The following is a 20,290-nucleotide window of genomic DNA, read 5'->3' as shown; positions in this document are numbered from 1 at the left end:
GATGCTGCGTTACGTTTCCGTCCGTTTCTTTCGCGCCTTCATCACCATCATAGCGGTGATGACCTTTGCCTTCGTCGTCTTGCGCATGTCGGGAGATCCGGCGCAGATCATGCTCGGCCCCGATGTGCCGCGAGAGGCGGTCGACGCTTTCCGCAAGGCATGGGGTTTGGATCAACCGCTATGGATCCAGTATTTTGCCTATATGAAGTCGATCCTGACAGGCGATTTCGGCGTTTCCATGCGCGACAAGGCGTCTGCCATGCAGCTCGTCATCGAGCGCATTCCCGCCACCCTGCAACTGACGATCCCCGCGCTTTTTCTGAAGGTTTTGATCGGCATTCCCGCAGGCGTCTATGCCGCCCTTCATCGCCAGAGCGCGGTTGATCGCGGCGTCATTCTGGCGGCGATCTTCGGCTTCACCATTCCATCCTTCGTCATGGGGCTGCTCTTGGTGCTGATCTTCTCGATCACACTTGGACTTCTCCCATCGGGCGGCCACGACACATGGCAGCACGGTATTCTCCCGACGCTCACTATGAGCATCGGCGGCATCGGCATTCTGGCCCGCTTTTCGCGCAGTGCCATGATCGAGGTCATGGGCCAGCCCTATATTCGCGTGGCATCCGCCAAGGGCATGAGATGGCAGGATGTGGTCTGGCGACATGCTTTGCCCAATGCCGCCGTGCCCATCGTCACCATCGTCGGCTTCATGGTCGGCACGCTGATCGCCGGTGCTGTCGTGGTGGAATCGATCTTTTCCTGGCCCGGCATCGGCCGCCTGCTGGTGGTGTCGGTGACCAACCGGGACCTTGCCGTCGTGCAATGCATTCTGCTGCTCATCGCCGCCGCCATGGTCGTCTCGAACCTGATTGTGGACCTGCTCTACGGCTGGCTCGATCCGCGGCTGCGCAGCCAGGCCGCTCACTGAGGATATTCGTGATGACCATCGCAGACACCACTCGTCCATCGGTACGCGACACCTCACTCTCCGTCCGCTTTATCCGGCAGGTGCGAAAGGTCCCGTTCTCCGTCGCCTTCGGCATGGTCTGGCTTGCGGCGATGATCTTGATCGCCTTTTTTGCAGACACACTTCGTCCCTATGGTATCACCGCCATGGATTTGCGAGCCCGCCTGTCACTGCCGGGGAACCCTGCACATTTCCTTGGCACAGATGAGCTCGGCCGCGACGTGCTGTCACGCCTCATCCAATCGATCAGGGTGTCCTTCACCATCGCATTTGGCGCGACGATCATTTCGGCTGTTTTCGGCACCGCGCTAGGGTTTGCCGCCGCCAAGTTCCGGGGTGTGGTCGAGCAGTTCGTTCTCATGCTGGCCGACTTTCAGGCAGCGCTTCCGTTTCTTGTCATGTCGCTGGCCGTTTTGGCCTTCTTTGGCTCGTCCATGCCGCTTCTGATCGGCCTCATGGGGTTTTACGGGTGGGAGCGCTATGCCCGTATCGCGCGCGGTCTGGCAATTTCAGCCAGCGCTCAGGGCTATGCCTCGGCTGTCGTCCAGCTGGGTGCCACGCCGGCACGCGTTTACCTGCGTCACATTCTGCCCAATGTCGCCGCGACCCTCATCGTTTCCATGACGCTGACCTTCCCGGAAATCATCCTGATGGAAAGCGGGCTGTCGTTTCTGGGCCTTGGCGTCCAGCCGCCGGAAACCAGCCTTGGCAATATGGTGGGTTTCGGCCGTGAATATCTCACGCGCGCACCCTGGATCATGCTGGCCCCGGCCTTCGTGATCATGATGACGACACTCTCCATCTCGCTGGTTGGAGACTGGCTGCGCGACAAGCTCGACCCGACCCTGCGATAATGAAGGATATCAACCATGACAAAGATCGTCGGCCATCGCGGCGCCCGCAATATCTGGCCTGAAAATTCTCTCACCGGTTTCCGCAACGTGCTGGCTCTGGACGTCGATGCCATCGAATTCGACGTCCACCTGACCGATGCTGGCGAGCTGGTGGTCATCCACGACGCTACGCTCGACCGCACCACGGATAAGACGGGATCTGTCCGCGCGCTGACACCGCAAGACCGTGCCACGGCACGTCTGGAAGGATCGGCGGATATCGTCCCGACGCTTGCAGACGTGCTGGATATTCTGGCGCAGGCCCACGGCAAGCAGATCCATGTCGAAATCAAATCCGACGAAGCAAAAACGCCCTATCCCGGCATCACGGAAAAAGTGGTCGCGGAGATCGAGCGCTTCGGGCTCGCAGACCGCTGCCACCTGACATCCTTCGACGTTTCAGTTCTGGAAGAGTGCCGCCAGGTCGCCCCGCAGATCGCGCGGCTGGTTTCGGTCAACGCCGAATGGGCGGCCAAGAAGGGTGGCATCGAGTGTTTCCTGAACAGGGTCGAAGGGCTGGTCGATATCATCGCCATTCAACACGAGCTGATGGCGGCAGAATGGGCGCTTATTACGGAAAAGCTGCCACTTCATCGTCTCTGCGTCTGGACGCTGAACGACGAGCCCTTGATCAGGCTCTGGCTTGAACGGGGAATAGGCCATCTGACATCCGATAGCCCGGATCTCGCCGTGCGACTTCACCAAGAAATCCAATCCCAAACGCAACCGGCCTGAAGAAGGAAAACGAACATGGGAAATATCATAGGTACCGGCTTTAATGCGGGCTCCACAGACGGGGAGCTTGCGAGCCTGGAAGAAGACTTGCGCGCTCTTGCCGATATCGGCGTCGATACCGTCGAGCTGGGCCTCACCAGTCTCGACCTCATCGCCGGTGGGCGGATCATCGAGGAGCGGGTTGAGCGGCTCGTTGCCCTTACCAAGCAGTTCGATTTCCGCTACACCGTGCACGGTCTCGTTTCATCGAACTTCATGGACCCGGAAACCTGTCGTTACCAGCTCGATGCTGCCAAGGCGCTTGCCGTCATCTGCGACCGGATCGGTGCGCGAATTCTGGTTCAACACGGCGGATGCCTGCGCGCCGACCAGTTGGTCGAACGCGCCGATGCCGAGAGCCGAGAGCGCGACGCGCTTCATGAACTGGCTGAATTCTGTAAACCGTACGGCGTGCGTATCGCATTCGAAAACATCTTCACAACCGAACCCGGCCAATATCGGCAGACACCGACCGAGCTTGCACAGACAGTAAAGTCGGTCGGCCATCCCAATCTCGTCGCGCTCATTGATTTCAGTCACGCCTATATCGAATCCACTTATCGCGGGCTGGATTTCTTTGAGGAACTGCGCGCCATGGCCCCTGTAGCCGGGCACCTGCACGTGCATGATAGCTTTGGACGCCCGCAGGCCTTCTACAAACCACACCACCTTCAGGAAAACACAGCCCTTGGCATCGGCGATCTGCACATGCCGCTTGGCTGGGGCGACATCGATTGGGAGCTGATTTTTTCCGAACTCACCTTCCTGCCCGATACCGTGCTGATGATGGAAATCGGTCGTCGTTATCGCGCTGAGCAGCCGCAGAGCCTGACAAAAGCAAAAGAACTCATTGGTTTGAATGATCGCAGTGATCGAATTGAAATGTTGAACGTCGGATAAAACCACAATACGCCGCAAAAGGTCAGCGGGTGCCACCTCCCGCTGACCTTGTCAGTAACTGAGCGTGGTCCATATCATCGGCCACTCAGCTGAGATGCTGAGCGTGTGATAGCCGAAGCAAAAATTGGTTAGGGCAGTGTGCTTCGCGCGATCGGGCAATCGTGCGCTATCGAAACGGGTGATTGATCCATAATCGGCCGACCTCCCCTTCCGCACAATCGTCACTCAAGAACTGATGCTCAAGCTCGACCGTGATCTTTTCGGACAACAATTACATAGCTCAAAGCCCGCATGATTGCAGGCTTTGATTTTCTGAACTGTCCTATAAGTTTAGCCGCCGCTGAGGATAGCTGCTTCAGCGGCCTTTGGATTAGAAGCCCAGAGCCCGCCAAGTTGCGAGGACACAGGGTCCGGGAAAATGTATGACTGTTCTTCAACGATTCCGTTGATGATATTGGCAGCCGCTTCCTCCGGGCTTGCCTTTTGCATTTGGAGATCTTTCGCAAGATCGGTGTCTATCGGACCGGGATAGACGCCGAGGACCTTGATCCCGCTTTGGCTCAGGCTTGTACGAAGGCTCTGCGTAAGAGAGTGTAGGGCTGCCTTAGACGCGGAATACGAACCGGCCGGTGGAATAGGTGCCAGACCGACGATGCTCGCCACATTGACGACGACGCCGTTCCCTTTCGCTTTAAACTGCGGGAAAAAGGCTCTGATTACGCGCAAGGTCCCGTAATAATTGGTGTTCATATCTGCCTCGACGGCATCTACGGGCGTGTTCAGGAAATTGCTGGCCGTCATCGTACCAGCATTGTTGATCAAGACATCGACGTCCTTTGCCGCAACGGCAGCATTAGAAACAGACGTTTCATCCGTGACATCAAGCTGAAGCGGTACAACGCGCGCATCGCCAAAATCCGGCAGTGAGGCAAGATTTCTCGCGCTTGCATAGACCTTGGCCGCTCCAGCCGCGAGCGCTGCTTTTACTGTTGCAGCACCTATGCCGCGCGAGGCGCCTGTGATGAGGATGACTTTGTTTTCCAATGACATGATTTTTTCCCTTGAATTATTGGGGGTGTCAGAACCTGCTAGGCCGACAGCGAGCTAGCAATGTCAGGCACATCAAACAGGTAAACAGATCTGTTTACATCATCAAGATGGAAAAGCTCTCTGTTGTGAACTCCTGCGCTTTGATCTTTGACTGGTCGGCGATCTCGCTCGTAATTTGAGCGAGCAAATAAGCGCTTGGCATTGGCACGGCTGCAACTGAATTGACGACGAGGCTCAAATATCCTTCGCGTTTCGCACAAAGGTAAGGACAAGTAATCGTAAAGCGGAACGAACTCGACGCAAGTTTTCAGAAGTTACACACACAGATCGCACGATCAATCTACCGCGCTTGTTCTTGAGCGGCTTAAGCGACTTATGCTGGCAGGGACGTATTCATCGCGGCTTCCACCAGTCTTTCGACTGCCAGCTTTGCTGGAGCGAACGGCGATGTGTTACCATAGATTTGTGACAAGAGGACTGCGCCTTGGAAAAGCATGCTGATCTGCCGACCAAGAATTTCAGGCAACTGAACGTCAGCCCTGCGGCAGTTGTCGATGAACCAGTTCTCTACGAAGATCGCAAAAATCCTACCCTGATCGGAAATTTCATCATTCTTGCCGATATACTCTTGAGCGGCTTTTAACCCAAGACACCCTCGAATTGGGTAGCTTTCAAGCATGTCTTGGCGAGCGTCAAAACACTCTGATATCTGCTTTATTGGATCTGACGTGCGCTCCGTGACGGGCTTGAACAGGACTTCGCCTATCTTTTCTCCGTAATGCTCGAGAACGGCGGCAATCAGCGCTTCTTTTGAGGGAAAGTATTTATAAAGGGTTCGCTTTGAAATGCCTGTTTCCGCCATGACCGTATCGACGCCGGTCGCATGGAAACCGCCATCGTAAAATCGTTCAAAGGCCTGCTCCACTATTTCAAGCCGCTTGCCTGCTGTGCCTTTGTCCTGTTGCACTACATGCTCCCAAACTGCCAAGGCACAAAATATACATGAAGAGACCTGCAACGTAAACTAATCAGTTTACATGGCCTAGGAAGTTTGGCTGCGCTGCTGTGCCCCAATAAGACTGGAGCGCAATAGGTTCAGTCTTTTCAAGCAAAGATGCTTCGCTTCCCGGCTATGGGTTCTTCTCAAGTCAGCGGCTGAGATTGGACGATGTTGTCCTTCCAACTGCCGCCGATTTGAAATTGTTAGCTCCCCGACGCCCCAGCGGCTCCGATTTTGAGATAGACACCGTTTTTACGCTGACAGATAGCGCTCGGCAAGACGCGCCCACAATGCGGAGCCGACGACCAAGCTGTCGTCGTTGAAGTCGTATTTCGATGAGTGCAGGATCGGTGAGTCTTTACCGTTGCCAAGGCGCAGGAAGCTGCCGGGGCGGTGGTGGAGGAAATAGGCAAAGTCTTCGCTGCCGGGCAACGGTGGGCAGGTGGAGACGCTGCCGACGCCAACCAGCTCCTCTGCCACCTCGCGGGCAAATGCCGTTTCCGCCTCCGAGTTGACCACGACCGGATAGCCGTATTCATACTGGATTTCAGCCGTGGCTCCATGGCCCTCTGCGACGGTGGCTGTCAGCTTGCGGATGCGTTCCTCCAGCAGCTCTGCGATGGCGGGATCGAAGAAGCGCACGCTCATCGAGATTTTTGCCGTATTGGGAATGACGTTCGAGGCTTCGCCTGCATGAATAGTGCTAACCGTCACGACTGCCGTCTGGGTTGGGTCGACATTTCGTGAAACGATGGATTGCAGCGTCACGACAAGGTTGCAGGCAACGAGAACGGGATCGACTGTCAAATGCGGACGAGAGGCGTGGCCGCCCTTGCCGGTAATGGTAATGCGCACCGTATTGCCGCCCGCCATGATGGCGCCAGGGCGGGTCAGAATTGCACCGGCAGGCATGCCCGGATGGTTGTGCAGCCCGAATATGGCGTCGATGGGAAAACGCTCGAACAGGCCGTCGGCAATCATCCGCTGCGCGCCGCTGTTCTGACCGGCCTCTTCAGCGGGCTGAAAAATCAGGGTCACGGTGCCATCAAACCGGCGGGTGCGCGCTAAATACTCGGCTGCGCCCAGAAGCATGGTCGTGTGGCCGTCGTGGCCACAAGCATGCATTTTGCCGGGGAAGGTGCTCGCATAAACCGCGCCTGTCTCTTCTTCAATCGGCAACGCATCCATGTCGGCGCGAATGCCGATGCTTTTGGTGCCGGTGCCGTTCTTCAGCGTCGCCACCACGCCGTGACCGCCAACATTGCGTGTTACGACGTAACCCCAGCTCTCGAGCTTTTCGGCGACGTAACGGGCAGTTTCGGCTTCTTCGAACGAAAGTTCCGGATGAGCGTGAAGATGCTGACGGGTCGCCTTCAGCTCGGCCTCCATGGCGTCGAAATCGGCAGTGCGGGCGTAGAGATTGTCTTGGCTAGGCATGAGATATCCAGACTTTTCAGAGTTTGAACAAAAAGACCCCGGCCTTTCGACCGGGGCTAGTTGGGGAGGACTTAAAGAAAGCGCGACAGGAAGGCCTGTGTACGCGGATGCTGGGGATTGCCGATCACGTCCTCCGGCTTGCCCTGTTCGACAATGACTCCGCCATCCATGAACACAACGCGGTCGGCAGCCTCACGGGCAAAACCAATCTCGTGGGTCACGACGATCATGGTCAGACCCTGCTTTGCCAGATCCCGCATTGTCGCCAGCACTTCGCCGACGAGTTCCGGATCGAGCGCGGAGGTCGGCTCATCGAACAGCATCAGCTTCGGCTTGATCGCCAGAGCGCGGGCGATCGCCACACGCTGCTGTTGGCCGCCGGAAAGCTGGCGGGGATAAGCATCCGCCTTTTCCGACAGACCCACGCGCTTGAGAAGTTGCCGGGCATTTGCGATGGCATCCTGCCGCTTCTCACCATGAACGCCAACCGGGGCTTCGATGATATTCTGCAGGACCGTCATGTGCGGGTAGAGGTTGAACTGCTGGAACACCATGCCGATTTTTCGGCGCTGTTTGGCAATGCCGTTGTCGGAAAGTTTTTCGAGACGGTCTTTCCTGACCCGATAACCAATCTGCTCATCGTCCACCTCGACAAAGCCTTTCTGGATGGGCTCCAGATGGTTGATGCAGCGTAGGAATGTGGACTTGCCTGAACCGGACGGGCCAAGAATGACCACCACTTCACCGGGCTTCACCTCGAGGTCGATACCCTTCAGAACGTCGAGCTGGTCAAAGGACTTGTGCACGTTTACGGCCCGAACCAGAGGCTTCGCATTCTCTATGAGAGTCAATGGCTTGCCTCCTCTGTCACCACGGCCGGTTTGGCAGCTGCTCCAGTACGACGGTCGCTTCGCCCATAATACGCTTCGATATAGCTTTGGCCCACGTTCAGCACAGAGGTGATCAACAGATACCAGATCACGGCCACCATCAGCATGGGGATGATTTCGAAGGTACGGTTGTAGATCGACTGCACTGAATAGAGCAGATCCGCCATGGCGATGACGCTGACAATGGAGGTCGCCTTGATCATGCTGATCAACTGATTGCCCGTGGGCGGCACGATCGAGCGCATCGCTTGCGGAATGATGATCCGCCAAAGAGCTCGCGCTTTGGTCATACCGAATGCCTCGGCGGTTTCGGCCTGTCCGCGATCGACCGATAAAAGACCGGCTCGGATGATTTCGGCCATATATGCCGCTTCATTGAGTGTGAGGCCGACAATTGCAGCCGTCACTGGCGTAATAACCGAATTCGTGTCCCAACTCGCCAGTGTGGGACCGAAAGGAATTGTAATCGACAAGTTGGGAAACAGCGTCGACATGTTGTACCAGAAAATCAGCTGAACCAGCAGCGGCGTGCCTCGGAAAAACCATATGAACAAGGAGGCAAAACCGCTGGCCAACCGGTCGTTTGACATGCGGGCAATGGCAATCAAAAGACCGAGAACGACACCGAACACCATCGCGACCAGCGTAAGGCCGAGGCTGACATATAGACCAGCGATCACCGTTGGATCAAAAAAATACGCGGCGACGACCGGCCAGCCGAAATTCTCGTTATTGGCAACGATCCAGGCGAAATAAATTGCGAGAAGCGCAACCGCGATCCGCAGGAGGAATGTGCCAATCGGAAACGGTTTTTGGGCAGTCGCAACATCGCGGAAAACCGCAGCGCCCGTAGGCGCTGCATTCTTTTGTGTTTTCGAACTCATTTCGAAAGCTTCCCGCCAAGATTAATGCCAGGTTGCTCGAGCATATTATTTTCAAGCCCCCACTTGGTCATGATCGCTGCGTATGTGCCGTTGTCCATCAACACCTTGACTGCATCATGAAGGACTGGACCGAGCGGCGATCCCTTCGGTACGACGGCGCCCTGAAACAGGCTGTCAAAACCATTCTTCTGGCCGATCCCGGTCAGTTCCAACTGGCCGTTGGCCTGCGTCACGAAATAGGTGAGCGGTGCCTGTGAAGAGAAAAACGCGTCTGCACGCTTGGAACGAACCGCGAGGATCGAGGCGGGCTGGTCTGTGTAGGACTGGACCTCGACGGCAGCTTTGCCATCGGCCTTGCACTTTTCGACCTGTGCCTGGATCACGCGCTCTGCGCTGCCGCCAGCCATAACGGCAATGCGTTGACCGCACGCTGTTTCGAGAGAAACAATGCCCTTCGGATTGCCTTTCTGTACTGCAAATACGACGAATTCCTGAACCCAGTTGACAAAATCGCTCGCTTCTTCGCGGCTCTTGAAATCGCCAATAGGACCGAAAGCAAATTGATATCGACCGGAATTTACACCCGACAGAAGTGCGGGCAAGCCGCCGACGGTAGCATGTTCGATCTTCACGCCGAGAACCTGAGCAAGTGCATCGGTGAGATCGGCGCTGGCACCACTCATTTCGGTACCCGTCACGATTTCGTAGGGCGGGAACGAGCCGTTGTTGACGGAGACCATCTTGCCAGCGGACTTGATGTCCTCGGGAAGACGGTCGTGCAGTTCCTTGTTGATTGCCAGCTTCGGTGCGGCGTTCTGAGCACTGGCGACGCCTGCCAATGATATGCCAGCGAGCGCGAGAGCGATAAGTTTCTTGTTCAACATGTTCATTCCCCTTTTTTACAGAACTACGTTTCTTGAAGTGCTGGAGTTACGGCGGTGCTGGATCAGATCCGGCTGCCGTCTGTGTCGTATTCAAAAAGCTCTTCTGGCGTCATGTGACGCTTCAGGATGCCTTGCGCATGCAGTTCGCTTGCGAAATCGTCGATCATCTTGCGGTTCACAGCAAAGCCGCTGGCATCCCAGCCATCCGGCAGATCGCGTGCGGTTTTCAAAACTTCTTCGAACATCCACGGCGTGGTTTCGGCATATTTCCGGCGCTTGGCGGTCCACATGCGTTGAGATTCGTCGATCAGCCTGCTGACTTCCGCAATGACCCATGGGTTCTCTGCAACGATCTCGGCCTTGATTCCGATCAGATGCATGCCCGGTACGTATCCTACATCGTCGAAATACCGCCTTTCTTCACCACGGAAATCGGCGAGAACCTGACGGAAGGGCGACTCCTTTTCGAAGTAGCCATCTGGCATGAACGGAGTGAAGATCGCATCCAGTGCGCCTTCGCGCAGCAGGTCGACCATCGGACGCTCGCCGGGGCAGGCTTCGATCAAACCGGGTTGGCCAAAGCCATCGAGGCGGTCGGTAATCGGATGGGCCGCTGTCAGACGTCCAGCATACCACATTGCATCTTCGACCTCGACACCTTCTCGGCGCACGGCGGCGCGTGTCCACGTGTTGCCGCTGTCGCGCCATCCAGTCACGCCGATGCGCTTTCCGGCGAGCTGAGCAAGCGTGTGGATGTCGCTGTCGCGGGTGGTCATGATGCACCGATGGCGAAAACCGCGCATGATGAAGTTGGGAATGCCGACAACGCTGTCATCGCCATCATGGCGGAGCTGCGTATAGCGGCTGAACGAGATTTCGGCAGAATCGTACTTCGGGTCGTTGCCGAGATGCGAAACAAGCGTGCCGATACGATCTACCTGAAGATCGAGCTTGTCGGACGCGACATCACCAAGGACGAGAGGTGTGATGTAGTCCCAGTCACGAAGTGCAATGCGAAGGCGCAGTGTCATTTAAGCTACTCATGTCAGAATTTGCTGATAGACAAAGATTAAAATGTTCATTTGCAAATGATCAAATGTTATTACGTTATTGAACATTAAATCTGGTGACAAAATGAGCGACGTCTACGACTCAAGCTGGTTTGCTAAAAAATTAAGCGACCGCACAATTCGCGGAATTGCGTTGGAAACCAGCGCCTTAATTAGGGCGGGCGCGCTTCCGGTAGGCGCGAAGCTGCCTCCTATCCGGGATCTCGCTTATTCGCTTAACGTAAGCCCCGCGACGATTTCGGAGGCCTGGAGCGAGCTTCGAAGGCAGAAAATCATCACAGGACGGGGCCGAAACGGGACCTGGGTCAGTGGTGATCGCTTCATCGCCAAGCCGGAGCGGCTGGCAAGTGCCGGTCATTACGGCACGAATGTGCTGGATCTGACCATGGCGGTCCCCGATCCAACTTTGCTGCCGCCACTGGAAAAGGCAATGGCATATGGCGCCTCCGCCGAGGGGCTGAACAGCTATGAGAGAAGCCGCATCCTGCCCGAACTGGAGGCCGAAGTCCGCAAGACATGGCCTTATGACGCAGAGGCATTTCTGGCGATGAATGGTGGTTATAATGCCGTTTATACTGCCATCCATGCGTTGGTGACGCCGGGTGCGCCGGTCGCAATCGAAGAGCCCACGGCTATGCGCCTCCTTGACATCCTCGAGCATCAGGGTGCCCGCATCCTACCGGTCAAATGTGATGAAAACGGCCCCGTTCCATCGTCTTTACAGGCCGCAATGCGTTACAAACCCGTCGTTTTCCTATTTCAACCAAGATTGCACTCGGTAACCGGACACACGGTCACACCAGAGCGCATGGACGAACTGGCCGATGTCTTGCGCGACAGCGACGCAATCATCATAGAGGACGACGGCATTGCCGATATTGCGTCCACCCCACGCCTTTCACTCGGCACGGCTTTTCCCGACCGGGTGATCCATGTGCTGTCTTTCTCAAAGACGCTTGGCCCTGATCTACGTCTTGCCGTGATGTCCAGCACCAAGCCGCTTATCGAGCAGGTGCAATCCTATCGCAGTTTCAGCGCCGCCTGGACGAGCCGTGTGCTGCAGGCTGCAGGCTCTTGGTTGCTGCGCCAACCTGAAACCGAAGTGTGCGTGGCAAATGCGCGCGCTAACTACAAGACGCGACGTGACAGCCTTGCCAGCGCGTTGCGAGATCGGGGTCTTCCCACTCCTGATGGCGAAGGATTATGCCTGTGGGTTCCTGTCGTCTCGGAATCGTTTGCGATGGTCACGCTTGCAGCCCGAAACATTGCTGTTGTCTCGGGAAAGAAATTCCACGTCACGGATACCGGCAACATCCGGGTCGCGACATCGATGCTCTGTGACGACTACGAGAAAGTCGCGGACGCAATCGCCCTCGCTCATGTCATGTAGCGGCCCGACCGTTTACACAAGGCGGGAGTTTACGTGCCCACGCTTTCGGTCCCATACTCGCCCACCATCCGATGTATGCAGCGATAACCGAAACGTGGGCGCTTGGATGCGATGCTCTTCTTCGCCTTCCAAATGGCGCGGGATCGGCGGGCCGCGGGCTGTAACAGCGCAGCCCGACCGATCCCATCGAAAGCAAGCTTGAACGCCCGACGCTGGCTTGCCTGTTATGCGCATGGAAGACCGCTCAGCGCCGGTATGCACCGAGACCGGGCTTGTAAGTTTTGTCATCAAGAAACTGTTTTAGCCCTTCATCTCGACCGCCCGACTTGTCGAGAAGCAACATCTGCTCGAACTTTGCATAGATATAATCGTCCGCCATCTCCCACGGCATGTTTCTGACACGCTTGAACGTGTCTTTCGCCGCTTTCAAAGTCACTGGATTCTTTTCCAGCAGACTTTCGCAGATTTGCCTCACGCGGGTTTCCAGCTGGTCCAATGGTACGGATTCATTGACGAGGCCCATGTCGCGGGCCTTTTGGCCACCAAAGGGCTCGCCTGTCATGATGTAATAAAGAGAGTCGCGGTGGTTCATGACTTCCGCGACGGCGCGCGTTACGTTGCCGCCGGGCAAAATGCCCCAGTTTATTTCCGACAGGCCGAAATTTGCCTCGTCGGCCGCAATCGCCAAATCACAGGCGATGAGCGGGTTGAACGCTCCTCCGAAGCACCAGCCATTGACCATGGCGATCGTTGGCTTTTCGAAATACATCAATCTACCCCACCAACCCGCTGACTGGCGGCGGCTTTTGAGCGTCGACGCACGCGGCTTGTCATCATTGTCCCGGAAATATTCCTTGAGATCCATACCTGCGGACCATGAGGCGCCTGCCCCACGTAATACCAGGACACCACAACGATCATCCCCTTCCAGTTCATCAAGAACGTCCATCATCCGACGGTTGAGTTCGGGGTTCATCGCATTACGTTTTTCAGGCCTGTTGAAAGTGACGAAAGCGATGCGTCCATCAAAATCGACCAGCACCGGATTTTGCCCGGCTATATCTGTTTGTGTCATCTCAGTCTCCTTGTCTGCTGTTGCGGCTACCGCGAAGGATTATCACTCCGAATGGCTGCCGAGGGTCTGGCGCAGAATGTGTTTCTGAGCCTTTCCCGATGCGGTTCTTGGAATATTGTCGACGAAAAGAATTCTTCCGGGTCGCTTGTAACGGGCCAGACGCGTCGCACAGTGGGCTATGATCTCGCTGGCATCAGGAGCAGGGTCTGCAGGAACGATAACCGCAAGACCCGCATCACCCCAGACAGCATCTGGAATGCCGATCACAGCCACATCACGCACGCCGGGATGGGTCGCAATCGCCGCCTCGACTTCAGCCGGATAGACGTTTTCGCCACCGCTGATGTACATATCCTTCAGTCGATCCGCGAGATAAATGACGCCGGCCTTTCGATAGGCGAGGTCGCCCGTCCTGTACCAGCCGTCCACGAGCACGGCTGCTGTTTCTACCGGCTTGTTCCAATATCCTGACATAACCGAAGGGCCGCGTAGCCATATTTCACCTGTTGCCCCGTCAGCGACCTCGTCTCCCTCCGGGTTTGCAATTTTTAATTCCATCAGAGGTACCGGAAAACCAATACTGCCCTGATGAGCCGCGATGACAGTAGGATCGAGTGGCATGTGGCACACGGTTCCCGCTTCGCTCATGCCATAGCCATTGACGAGGGGTATGCCATCGTTGAGGTAAGCCTCAATGAGGACCGGGGGCGAAGGTGCTCCTCCGATGAACATCGCCTTTAAGCCGCGCAGCGCCTTTGCATCCCAGCCGGGAGCATTCCGCAACGCCTGTGCTACCTGCGGGACGCCGCAATAATGGGTCACACCTAGCGCTGTATCGGCCAGCGTTGCCAAGGTTCGATCCGCCTGAAAACGATCCGAGATAATCAGCCGCGCCCCCATCAACATCGCCGTGCGGGCCAGCGCCACCAAGCCGATGATATGAAAGAATGGCAGATCACATAAGATGACCGACTGCGGGCCAACCTCGCCAACGAACGAGAAGTTCAGCGATGAAAAGAATACGTTGGCTGATGACAGCACCACGCCTTTCGGAGTGCCGGTCGTTCCAGAGGTGTAAAGCATGATGCAAGGCGTATCCGCACCACGATAGACCGGAGCAATCGGCGAGGCCGTTTCTATAGCCGCTTCCAACCCGGAATCGCCGTCCAACGGCATGAAGTGCGTCCCGTCTTTGGATGCGGGTATGACGGATTCGAATTCGGCCGCATAAACCAACAGCGCCGGGGCACAATCCTCAATAATGTCGATCAACTCAGCCGCGCTCAACCGCCAGTTCAACGGCACGAATACGGCACCGATCCGCTGGCAGGCGAAGCAAAGGCCCAGTTGAGCGATTGAATTACGCCCAAGAAAAGCAATTCGCGGCAGATCATCATCGCCACGATTTAATCGACTGATAACAGCCGCAGTACGCGCGACGTAATGATCGAACTGCTCGAAGGTAAGCGACAAACCACTGGCGATCTCTAAGACGGCTGCGCGCCCGGGCGCAACAGTGGCGCGATATCTCAAGGGATCTTCACTGACCGCTTTGCCCGCCTGATGGACCGCGCGATCATGCATGAATGCATACTGCATCAACTTATCCTCCCGACGTTCTCCCAACGTCATTTAGTATGCAGTACATACTACATTGATTTGTCGCCTACAAGCGGAATGTGGTGCTACAAGTACGTAAAGTCGCAGAGGGGCAAGACGTGAAGATGAAGAACGAGCCGAAACAGAGCCTTCAGGCAAAGGATGATGCCGGGGAGCTGGAGTTCGGGGAACTGGACGGCATCCTCGGCTTTCACCTGAGGATGGCGAATGTGGCAATCTTTCAAGACTACCAGCTCGCCATGAGCGGCATGTCGCTTACCCCCAAACAATTTGCTGTTCTGGAATTGATCGGGGCCAATGAGGGCGTCAGCCAGATGGAACTGGCCACGAGCCTGCGGATGGACAAGGCGACGATGATGGCCCTTATCAACCGGCTTGAAGAGCGCAATCTCTGTAAACGGGGGCTTTCCACGACAGATCGTCGCAGACGTGAATTGACGATAACCTCCGAAGGTACTGAGATGCTTCAGGATGCCCGCAAGCGTCGGGCGGGACATGAGGAGCGATTCAAATCAAGATTTACGCCATCCGAATTGGAGACATTTATCAACGGCCTCAAACGAATATACAATCCATCAAATCAGTGATGGACAAGCTCAAACGCGGCAACAAAATCCGCTCGACCAAAACGGCTACTTGTCTCGCCTTTTGATTTATGTATACATTATAAACTATCAATTTCTTTCCCGTTCCGCTTTTGCCCTGAGGAGACGCAAAAGCATCCTCGGTCCCGGGAAGAGATATAACGGGAGGAACAGCATGATCAGCAGACGGTTTTTCATCGCAGGAACAGCCTTATCCGCATTGACGGTCAGTAATCTTTCGCGCGCTTATGCACAGGAGGTCGTGAAAATCGGCCTCATCCTGCCGATAACTGGCCCATTCGCGTCCACAGGCAGACAGGTCCAAGCTGGCGTACGTGCATACATTGCTCTCAATGGCGACACCGCGGCGGACAAAAAAATCGAACTCGTCGTGCGTGATGATGCGGGTACTGCCGACCAGACCAGACGTATCGCACAGGAGCTTGTCGTCAACGATGGTGTGAAAATGCTAATGGGCTTCGGGCTGACGCCGCTGGCCATGGCTGTTGCACCCGTTCTCAACCAGGCAAAGATTCCGGCAATCATCACGTCGGCGACAACCTCGGCCATCGTAAAGCAATCGCCTTATTTCGCCCGCACCTCCATGGCTGGTCCGCAATCCGCCGTTCCTGTTGCGACCTGGGCGTTTCAGAACGGCATAAAACGCGTGGTCACACTGGTTTCCGACTACGGTCCCGGTCATGACATCGAGAAGGGATTTACCGACCAATATAAGAAGGAAGGCGGTGAAATCGTTGAGGCAGTGCGCGTGCCGCTTCAAAACCCGGATTTTGCTCCGTTTCTTCAGCGCGTGCGTGATGCCAAGCCGGACGCTATTTTCGTGTTCGTGCCTTCAGGCGTCGGCTCGCTGTTCATGAAACAGTTTGTCGATCGTGGCCTTGCCGATGCCGGTATCAAGTTGATCGCGACCGGCGACGTGACCGATGATGATCTGCTGAACAATATCGGAGACCCTGCGCTCGGCGTGATCACTGGGCACTTCTACTCAGCTTATCACGACAGCCCCGAAAACAAGGCTTTTGTGGCCGAAGTCCGCAAGTCGAACAACAACATGCGGCCAAACTTCATGAGCGTTGGCGGATATGACGCAATGCATCTCGCCTATGCAGCGCTTGAAAAAACCGGCGGCGATGCGGATGGAGCAAAGCTGATCGACGCCATGAAGGGTGCGGAGTGGACAAGCCCGCGTGGCCCGATAAGCATCGATCCACAAACCCGCGACATCGTTCAGGATATCTACATCCGTCAGGTCAAGAAGGCCGACGGTGAGCTTTATAACGTGGAATTTGCGACCTTCCCGAAGGTTCGCGACCCTAACACCGCACAGTAAGCACACGCAACGCGCAGCGGGGCTCTCTCCGTTGCGCCAAAAACTTGCGAGTATCCATGCTGACCATTCTGTTCGATGGCATTGCCTATGGCATGCTGCTTTTCATACTGGCGTGCGGCCTGTCGATTACGCTGGGGCTGATGAATTTCGTCAATCTTGCTCACGGCGCTTTCGCGATGGCGGGCGGTTACATCACCGTCATCATGATGAATGGCTACGGTCTTTCATTTTACTGGTGCCTACCGGCGGCTTTCCTTGTTTGCGGCCTCATCGGAGTGGTGCTGGAGCGCACCCTGTATCGGCACTTCTACAAGTCTCCGCATCTGGATCAGGTGCTATTCTCAATCGGACTTGTCTTCATGTCGATTGCCGCCATCGATTACTTCATGGGCGGTCAACAGCAGCTGATCAACCTGCCCGCCGAATTGCGGGGACGCTTCGACTTTATCGGTATCGACATCGGACGCTATCGTCTTTTCATCATCGTGATCTGTGCAATTCTTGCGGTCGCGTTGCAACTGGCACTCACAAGAACACGCTTCGGCAGCCAGTTGCGTGCCGCTGTCGATGATGGCCGTGTCGCGCGTGGCCTCGGCATCAACGTTCCCGTAATTTTCGCTCTGACGTTCGCGCTTGGCTCCGGCCTCGCCGGGCTCGGCGGCGCGCTTGGAGCAGACATGCTGGGCCTGGATCCGAATTTCCCGCTGAAATTCCTGATCTATTTCATGATTGTCGTCACAGTCGGCGGAACCTCCTCCATAACCGGCCCCTTCATCGCCGCCATGCTTCTCGGTATTGCCGATGTTGCAGGCAAATATTATGTGCCGCAACTTGGCGCATTCGTTATCTATGCCGTCATGATCCTTGTTCTGATCCTTCGGCCCCACGGAATTTTCGGACGGGAAGGTGGCAGGTGAACGACGCTCAGCAACGAAATCTACAAACAGCCGCCACCTTGCTAGAGCGTGGTGATCGCTGGCGCATCTGGGAAATCGGTATCTGGATCGCGGCGTTCGCGATGATCTTTGTCTTGCCATCCCACATGCTCATTCTTACAGAGATTGCTGTTCTGGCACTCTTTGCCATCTCTCTGGACCTGATCCTCGGTTATGCTGGCATTGTCTCGCTCGGTCACACCGCATTTTTCGGACTTGGTGCCTATGTCGCCGGCATTCTGGCACGCGACTATACCGGTGAACCGGTAACAGGTTTGGTGATAGCAGGTGCCGTCAGTGGCCTGTTCGGCTTGCTTTCCAGTTTTCTGGTTCTACGCGGCTCGGATCTGACCCGTCTGATGACGACGTTCGGATTTGCCATGCTGCTTGCGGAAATAGCCAATCAGGCCGCCTGGCTAACCGGCGGTGCGGACGGCCTTTCCGGTGTCACGATATCCCCTATTCTAGGTCTGTTCGAGTTCGATCTGTGGGGCCGCACCGGCTACATATATGCATTGATCGTGCTGATGGTTCTGACTTTGATTGCGCGACGCATCGTGCATTCGCCTTACGGTCTGTCCTTGAAAGCGATCAAGCGCAACAGCCGCCGTGCCGCCATGCTGGGTATTTCGCCAACGCGCAGAATAGTCGTTATCTACACGATTGCAGCTGTCTATGCCGGTATGGCGGGGGCACTGTTGACCCAGACATCCAGCTTCGTTTCACCGGATGTTCTCGCCTTTCATCGCTCAGCCGATGTCCTGCTTGTTCTGGTGATCGGCGGAACGGGCTATCTCTATGGCGGTATCTTCGGTGCCATCGTCTTCACGCTGTTGCGGGACTGGCTGTCGGTCATAACACCGCAATACTGGATGTTCTGGATCGGGCTGATCCTGGTAGCCATCGTCATGATCGGTCGAGACAGGATCGCGGCCTGGCGGCGCTGGCTACCTGTGGCTGGTCAGCGACAAAAGGCAATGACACCGTCCGTCATGGAGGAGCCGCGATGAGTTTCGCTCTTGAAACACGCAACCTCGGCAAGCGTTTCGGTGCTTTTGTCGCTACCAACAATGTCTCGCTTCAAGTCAGCCACGGCGCTCGACACGCACTCATCGGCCCGAATGGTGCGGGCAAGACAACACTGATCAATCTGTTGACCGGGGCACTTGCGACCGACGGCGGGCAGATTTTCCTGTCCGGTGAAGAGATTACCGGCGTCTCGGCACATTTGCGCGTTGCTAAAGGGCTGGCCCGTACCTTCCAGATCAACCAACTCTTCGGCGATTTCACACCGCTGGAGTCGATGATGTTGGCGGTAGGTGAGCGTAAGGGTCAAGGCCGCGTTATATGGCGGCCGCTTTCGCGTGACAGAGAGGTGGCCGAAGAAGCGACAAATCTGCTGGAACGTTTCAAGCTTGCCGATGTCATGGACCACCCCACGACGCTCCTTCCTTACGGCAAGCAGAGACTGCTTGAAATTGCCCTTGCGATTGCACTTCAACCCCGCGTGCTATTGCTGGACGAACCGGCAGCGGGAGTGCCGGAAGAAGAGCGGCACGAGGTTCTGTCCATCGTTCGCGAGCTTCCGCCCGATGTGACCGTGGTGCTGATAGAGCACGATATGGATCTGGTCTTTTCCTTCGCAGACCGGATTTCGGTTCTGGCGGCAGGCGCATTGTTTGCGGAGGGAACGGTCGCGGAAATTTCAAAAGATCCCCAGGTCAAGGCAATTTACCTCGGGGAGGACGCGTAATGACAAAGCTGCTCAGGATAGAACAGCTCGTCTCCGGTTATGGCGCCGCCCGCGTCCTCGCCAAGGTCGATCTCGAGCTGGAGGAAGGTCGTTCTCTCGCCCTGCTCGGTCGAAATGGCGCGGGCAAGACCACCTTGCTGGACACCATCGTCGGCGTGACCACCCACCATGGTGGAAGGATAGAGTTGGCGGGAAAGGACATCAGCCGCCACCGGCCGGAGCAACGTGCCGCCCTTGGCATTGGATGGGTTCCGCAGGAGCGTAATATCTTCCCGTCGTTGAGCGTGGAGGAAAACCTTAACGCGACATCCCGTCCCGGTCCGTGGACGCTAAAGCGCGTCTATCACATGTTTCCTCGGCTCCATGAGCGTCGCCGCAATTTCGGAAATCAGCTTTCCGGTGGCGAGCAGCAAATGTTGGCTGTGGCGCGCGCGCTGATGCTCAATCCCCGGCTGCTTCTTCTGGATGAGCCACTTGAGGGACTGGCCCCCATTATCGTCGATGAATTGCTGGCTGCGCTCCGACGCATCGTGACGGATGAAGGCATGTCCGCCATCATCGTAGAGCAGAAGGCACGCAAGGTTCTGCCATTGACGGATGATGTCATCGTGCTGGAGCGCGGCGCAGTCAGCTACAGGGGTAGCGCCGATGCCCTCCTGAACTCGCCGGAGGAACTCGATTCACACTTGAGCGTCGCCTGACGCAGTCTATTTCTTTTCCATTCCTTCCAGCCAGTACAGCTCATGAAAAGCCCCGCCAGCTGGTCGTCTGGCGGGGCTTTTCATGGCGGGATCGTTTCCAGCGGTGCGCAACGGCTCCACTGGAAACGCCTT

The 20,290-nt window shown here is 56.3% G+C and carries 20 protein-coding genes; 11 read left to right on the top strand and 9 right to left on the bottom strand.

Annotation, left to right across the window (positions count from 1 at the left end):
* Window position 1: 1 nt before the first annotated feature.
* From G6L28_RS14425 to G6L28_RS14410, 4 genes are read left to right on the top strand one after another with little or no spacing between them, the layout of a single operon-like run.
* Window positions 2–928 (top strand): ABC transporter permease, encoded by a 927-nt coding sequence (locus G6L28_RS14425; RefSeq protein ID WP_174064513.1) that lies wholly within the window; start codon window positions 2–4, stop codon window positions 926–928.
* Window positions 929–939: 11 nt separating this feature from the next.
* The gene (locus tag G6L28_RS14420; protein ID WP_174064512.1) at window positions 940–1,821 is read left to right on the top strand and encodes an ABC transporter permease; all 882 of its coding nucleotides are present in this window, start codon (window positions 940–942) and stop codon (window positions 1,819–1,821) included.
* A 15-nt stretch (window positions 1,822–1,836) separates the two neighbouring features.
* Entirely contained in the window at window positions 1,837–2,595 is a 759-nt protein-coding gene (locus tag G6L28_RS14415; protein WP_174064511.1) for a glycerophosphodiester phosphodiesterase family protein, read from the top strand.
* A gap of 15 nt (window positions 2,596–2,610) precedes the next feature.
* Window positions 2,611–3,534, top strand: coding sequence for a TIM barrel protein (locus tag G6L28_RS14410; protein ID WP_174064510.1), 924 nt, complete (start codon window positions 2,611–2,613; stop codon window positions 3,532–3,534).
* A gap of 330 nt (window positions 3,535–3,864) precedes the next feature.
* On the opposite strand, the gene G6L28_RS14405 is transcribed toward G6L28_RS14410, so the two are convergent.
* The 7 genes from G6L28_RS14405 to G6L28_RS14375 form a co-directional block, all read right to left on the bottom strand.
* On the bottom strand, window positions 3,865–4,584 hold the full coding sequence (locus tag G6L28_RS14405; RefSeq protein WP_174064509.1) for an SDR family oxidoreductase: 720 nt from the start codon (window positions 4,582–4,584) through the stop codon (window positions 3,865–3,867).
* Between the two features lie 373 nt (window positions 4,585–4,957).
* Window positions 4,958–5,602 carry a TetR/AcrR family transcriptional regulator gene (locus G6L28_RS14400; protein ID WP_202033635.1) on the bottom strand — a complete coding sequence of 215 codons (645 nt, stop codon included), beginning with the start codon at window positions 5,600–5,602 and terminating at the stop codon, window positions 4,958–4,960.
* A 234-nt stretch (window positions 5,603–5,836) separates the two neighbouring features.
* Window positions 5,837–7,021: a M20 aminoacylase family protein gene (locus tag G6L28_RS14395; protein ID WP_174064508.1), complete on the bottom strand. Its 1,185-nt coding sequence runs from the start codon at window positions 7,019–7,021 to the stop codon at window positions 5,837–5,839.
* Window positions 7,022–7,092: 71 nt separating this feature from the next.
* Window positions 7,093–7,872 (bottom strand): amino acid ABC transporter ATP-binding protein, encoded by a 780-nt coding sequence (locus tag G6L28_RS14390; protein WP_272955848.1) that lies wholly within the window; start codon window positions 7,870–7,872, stop codon window positions 7,093–7,095.
* The gene (locus G6L28_RS14385; protein ID WP_174064507.1) at window positions 7,869–8,795 is read right to left on the bottom strand and encodes an amino acid ABC transporter permease; all 927 of its coding nucleotides are present in this window, start codon (window positions 8,793–8,795) and stop codon (window positions 7,869–7,871) included. Before G6L28_RS14385 ends, G6L28_RS14390 begins: the two co-directional genes overlap by 4 nt.
* Window positions 8,792–9,685 carry an ABC transporter substrate-binding protein gene (locus G6L28_RS14380; protein WP_425292679.1) on the bottom strand — a complete coding sequence of 298 codons (894 nt, stop codon included), beginning with the start codon at window positions 9,683–9,685 and terminating at the stop codon, window positions 8,792–8,794. The genes G6L28_RS14385 and G6L28_RS14380 overlap by 4 nt, the downstream gene beginning before the upstream one ends.
* 56 nt (window positions 9,686–9,741) lie before the next feature.
* A complete protein-coding gene (locus G6L28_RS14375) occupies window positions 9,742–10,710 on the bottom strand; it encodes a nitrate ABC transporter substrate-binding protein (protein ID WP_174064505.1) in 969 nt (322 codons plus the stop codon).
* A 103-nt stretch (window positions 10,711–10,813) separates the two neighbouring features.
* Here G6L28_RS14375 and G6L28_RS14370 point away from each other — a divergent pair, with 103 nt between their 5' ends.
* A complete protein-coding gene (locus tag G6L28_RS14370; RefSeq protein ID WP_174064504.1) occupies window positions 10,814–12,139 on the top strand; it encodes a PLP-dependent aminotransferase family protein in 1,326 nt (441 codons plus the stop codon).
* Window positions 12,140–12,383: 244 nt separating this feature from the next.
* Here G6L28_RS14370 and G6L28_RS14365 read toward each other — a convergent pair whose 3' ends face one another.
* Window positions 12,384–13,214: a p-hydroxycinnamoyl CoA hydratase/lyase gene (locus G6L28_RS14365; protein WP_174064503.1), complete on the bottom strand. Its 831-nt coding sequence runs from the start codon at window positions 13,212–13,214 to the stop codon at window positions 12,384–12,386.
* Between the two features lie 42 nt (window positions 13,215–13,256).
* Window positions 13,257–14,813, bottom strand: coding sequence for an AMP-binding protein (locus tag G6L28_RS14360; RefSeq protein ID WP_234902578.1), 1,557 nt, complete (start codon window positions 14,811–14,813; stop codon window positions 13,257–13,259).
* 125 nt (window positions 14,814–14,938) lie between these two features.
* On the opposite strand from G6L28_RS14360, the gene G6L28_RS14355 reads away from it, so the two are divergent.
* From G6L28_RS14355 to G6L28_RS14330, 6 genes are all read left to right on the top strand, one after another.
* On the top strand, window positions 14,939–15,421 hold the full coding sequence (locus tag G6L28_RS14355; RefSeq protein ID WP_174064589.1) for a MarR family winged helix-turn-helix transcriptional regulator: 483 nt from the start codon (window positions 14,939–14,941) through the stop codon (window positions 15,419–15,421).
* A gap of 172 nt (window positions 15,422–15,593) precedes the next feature.
* Complete coding sequence (locus G6L28_RS14350) at window positions 15,594–16,769, top strand: ABC transporter substrate-binding protein (RefSeq protein WP_174064502.1); 1,176 nt, start codon at window positions 15,594–15,596, stop codon at window positions 16,767–16,769.
* A gap of 56 nt (window positions 16,770–16,825) precedes the next feature.
* Window positions 16,826–17,686, top strand: a complete 861-nt coding sequence (locus tag G6L28_RS14345; RefSeq protein WP_174064501.1) for a branched-chain amino acid ABC transporter permease — start codon at window positions 16,826–16,828, stop codon at window positions 17,684–17,686.
* On the top strand, window positions 17,683–18,714 hold the full coding sequence (locus tag G6L28_RS14340) for a branched-chain amino acid ABC transporter permease (RefSeq protein ID WP_337795767.1): 1,032 nt from the start codon (window positions 17,683–17,685) through the stop codon (window positions 18,712–18,714). The genes G6L28_RS14345 and G6L28_RS14340 overlap by 4 nt, the downstream gene beginning before the upstream one ends.
* Entirely contained in the window at window positions 18,711–19,457 is a 747-nt protein-coding gene (locus G6L28_RS14335; protein WP_174064500.1) for an ABC transporter ATP-binding protein, read from the top strand. The genes G6L28_RS14340 and G6L28_RS14335 overlap by 4 nt, the downstream gene beginning before the upstream one ends.
* Window positions 19,457–20,158 (top strand): ABC transporter ATP-binding protein, encoded by a 702-nt coding sequence (locus tag G6L28_RS14330; RefSeq protein WP_174064499.1) that lies wholly within the window; start codon window positions 19,457–19,459, stop codon window positions 20,156–20,158. Before G6L28_RS14335 ends, G6L28_RS14330 begins: the two co-directional genes overlap by 1 nt.
* Window positions 20,159–20,290: the final 132 nt, after the last annotated feature.

Origin of the sequence: Agrobacterium larrymoorei, assembly GCF_013322225.1 — a bacterium.
Classification (GTDB): domain Bacteria; phylum Pseudomonadota; class Alphaproteobacteria; order Rhizobiales; family Rhizobiaceae; genus Agrobacterium; species Agrobacterium larrymoorei_A.
Note: the sequence above shows the minus strand (reverse complement) of the source record. Positions and strands in the feature narration are given on the sequence as shown.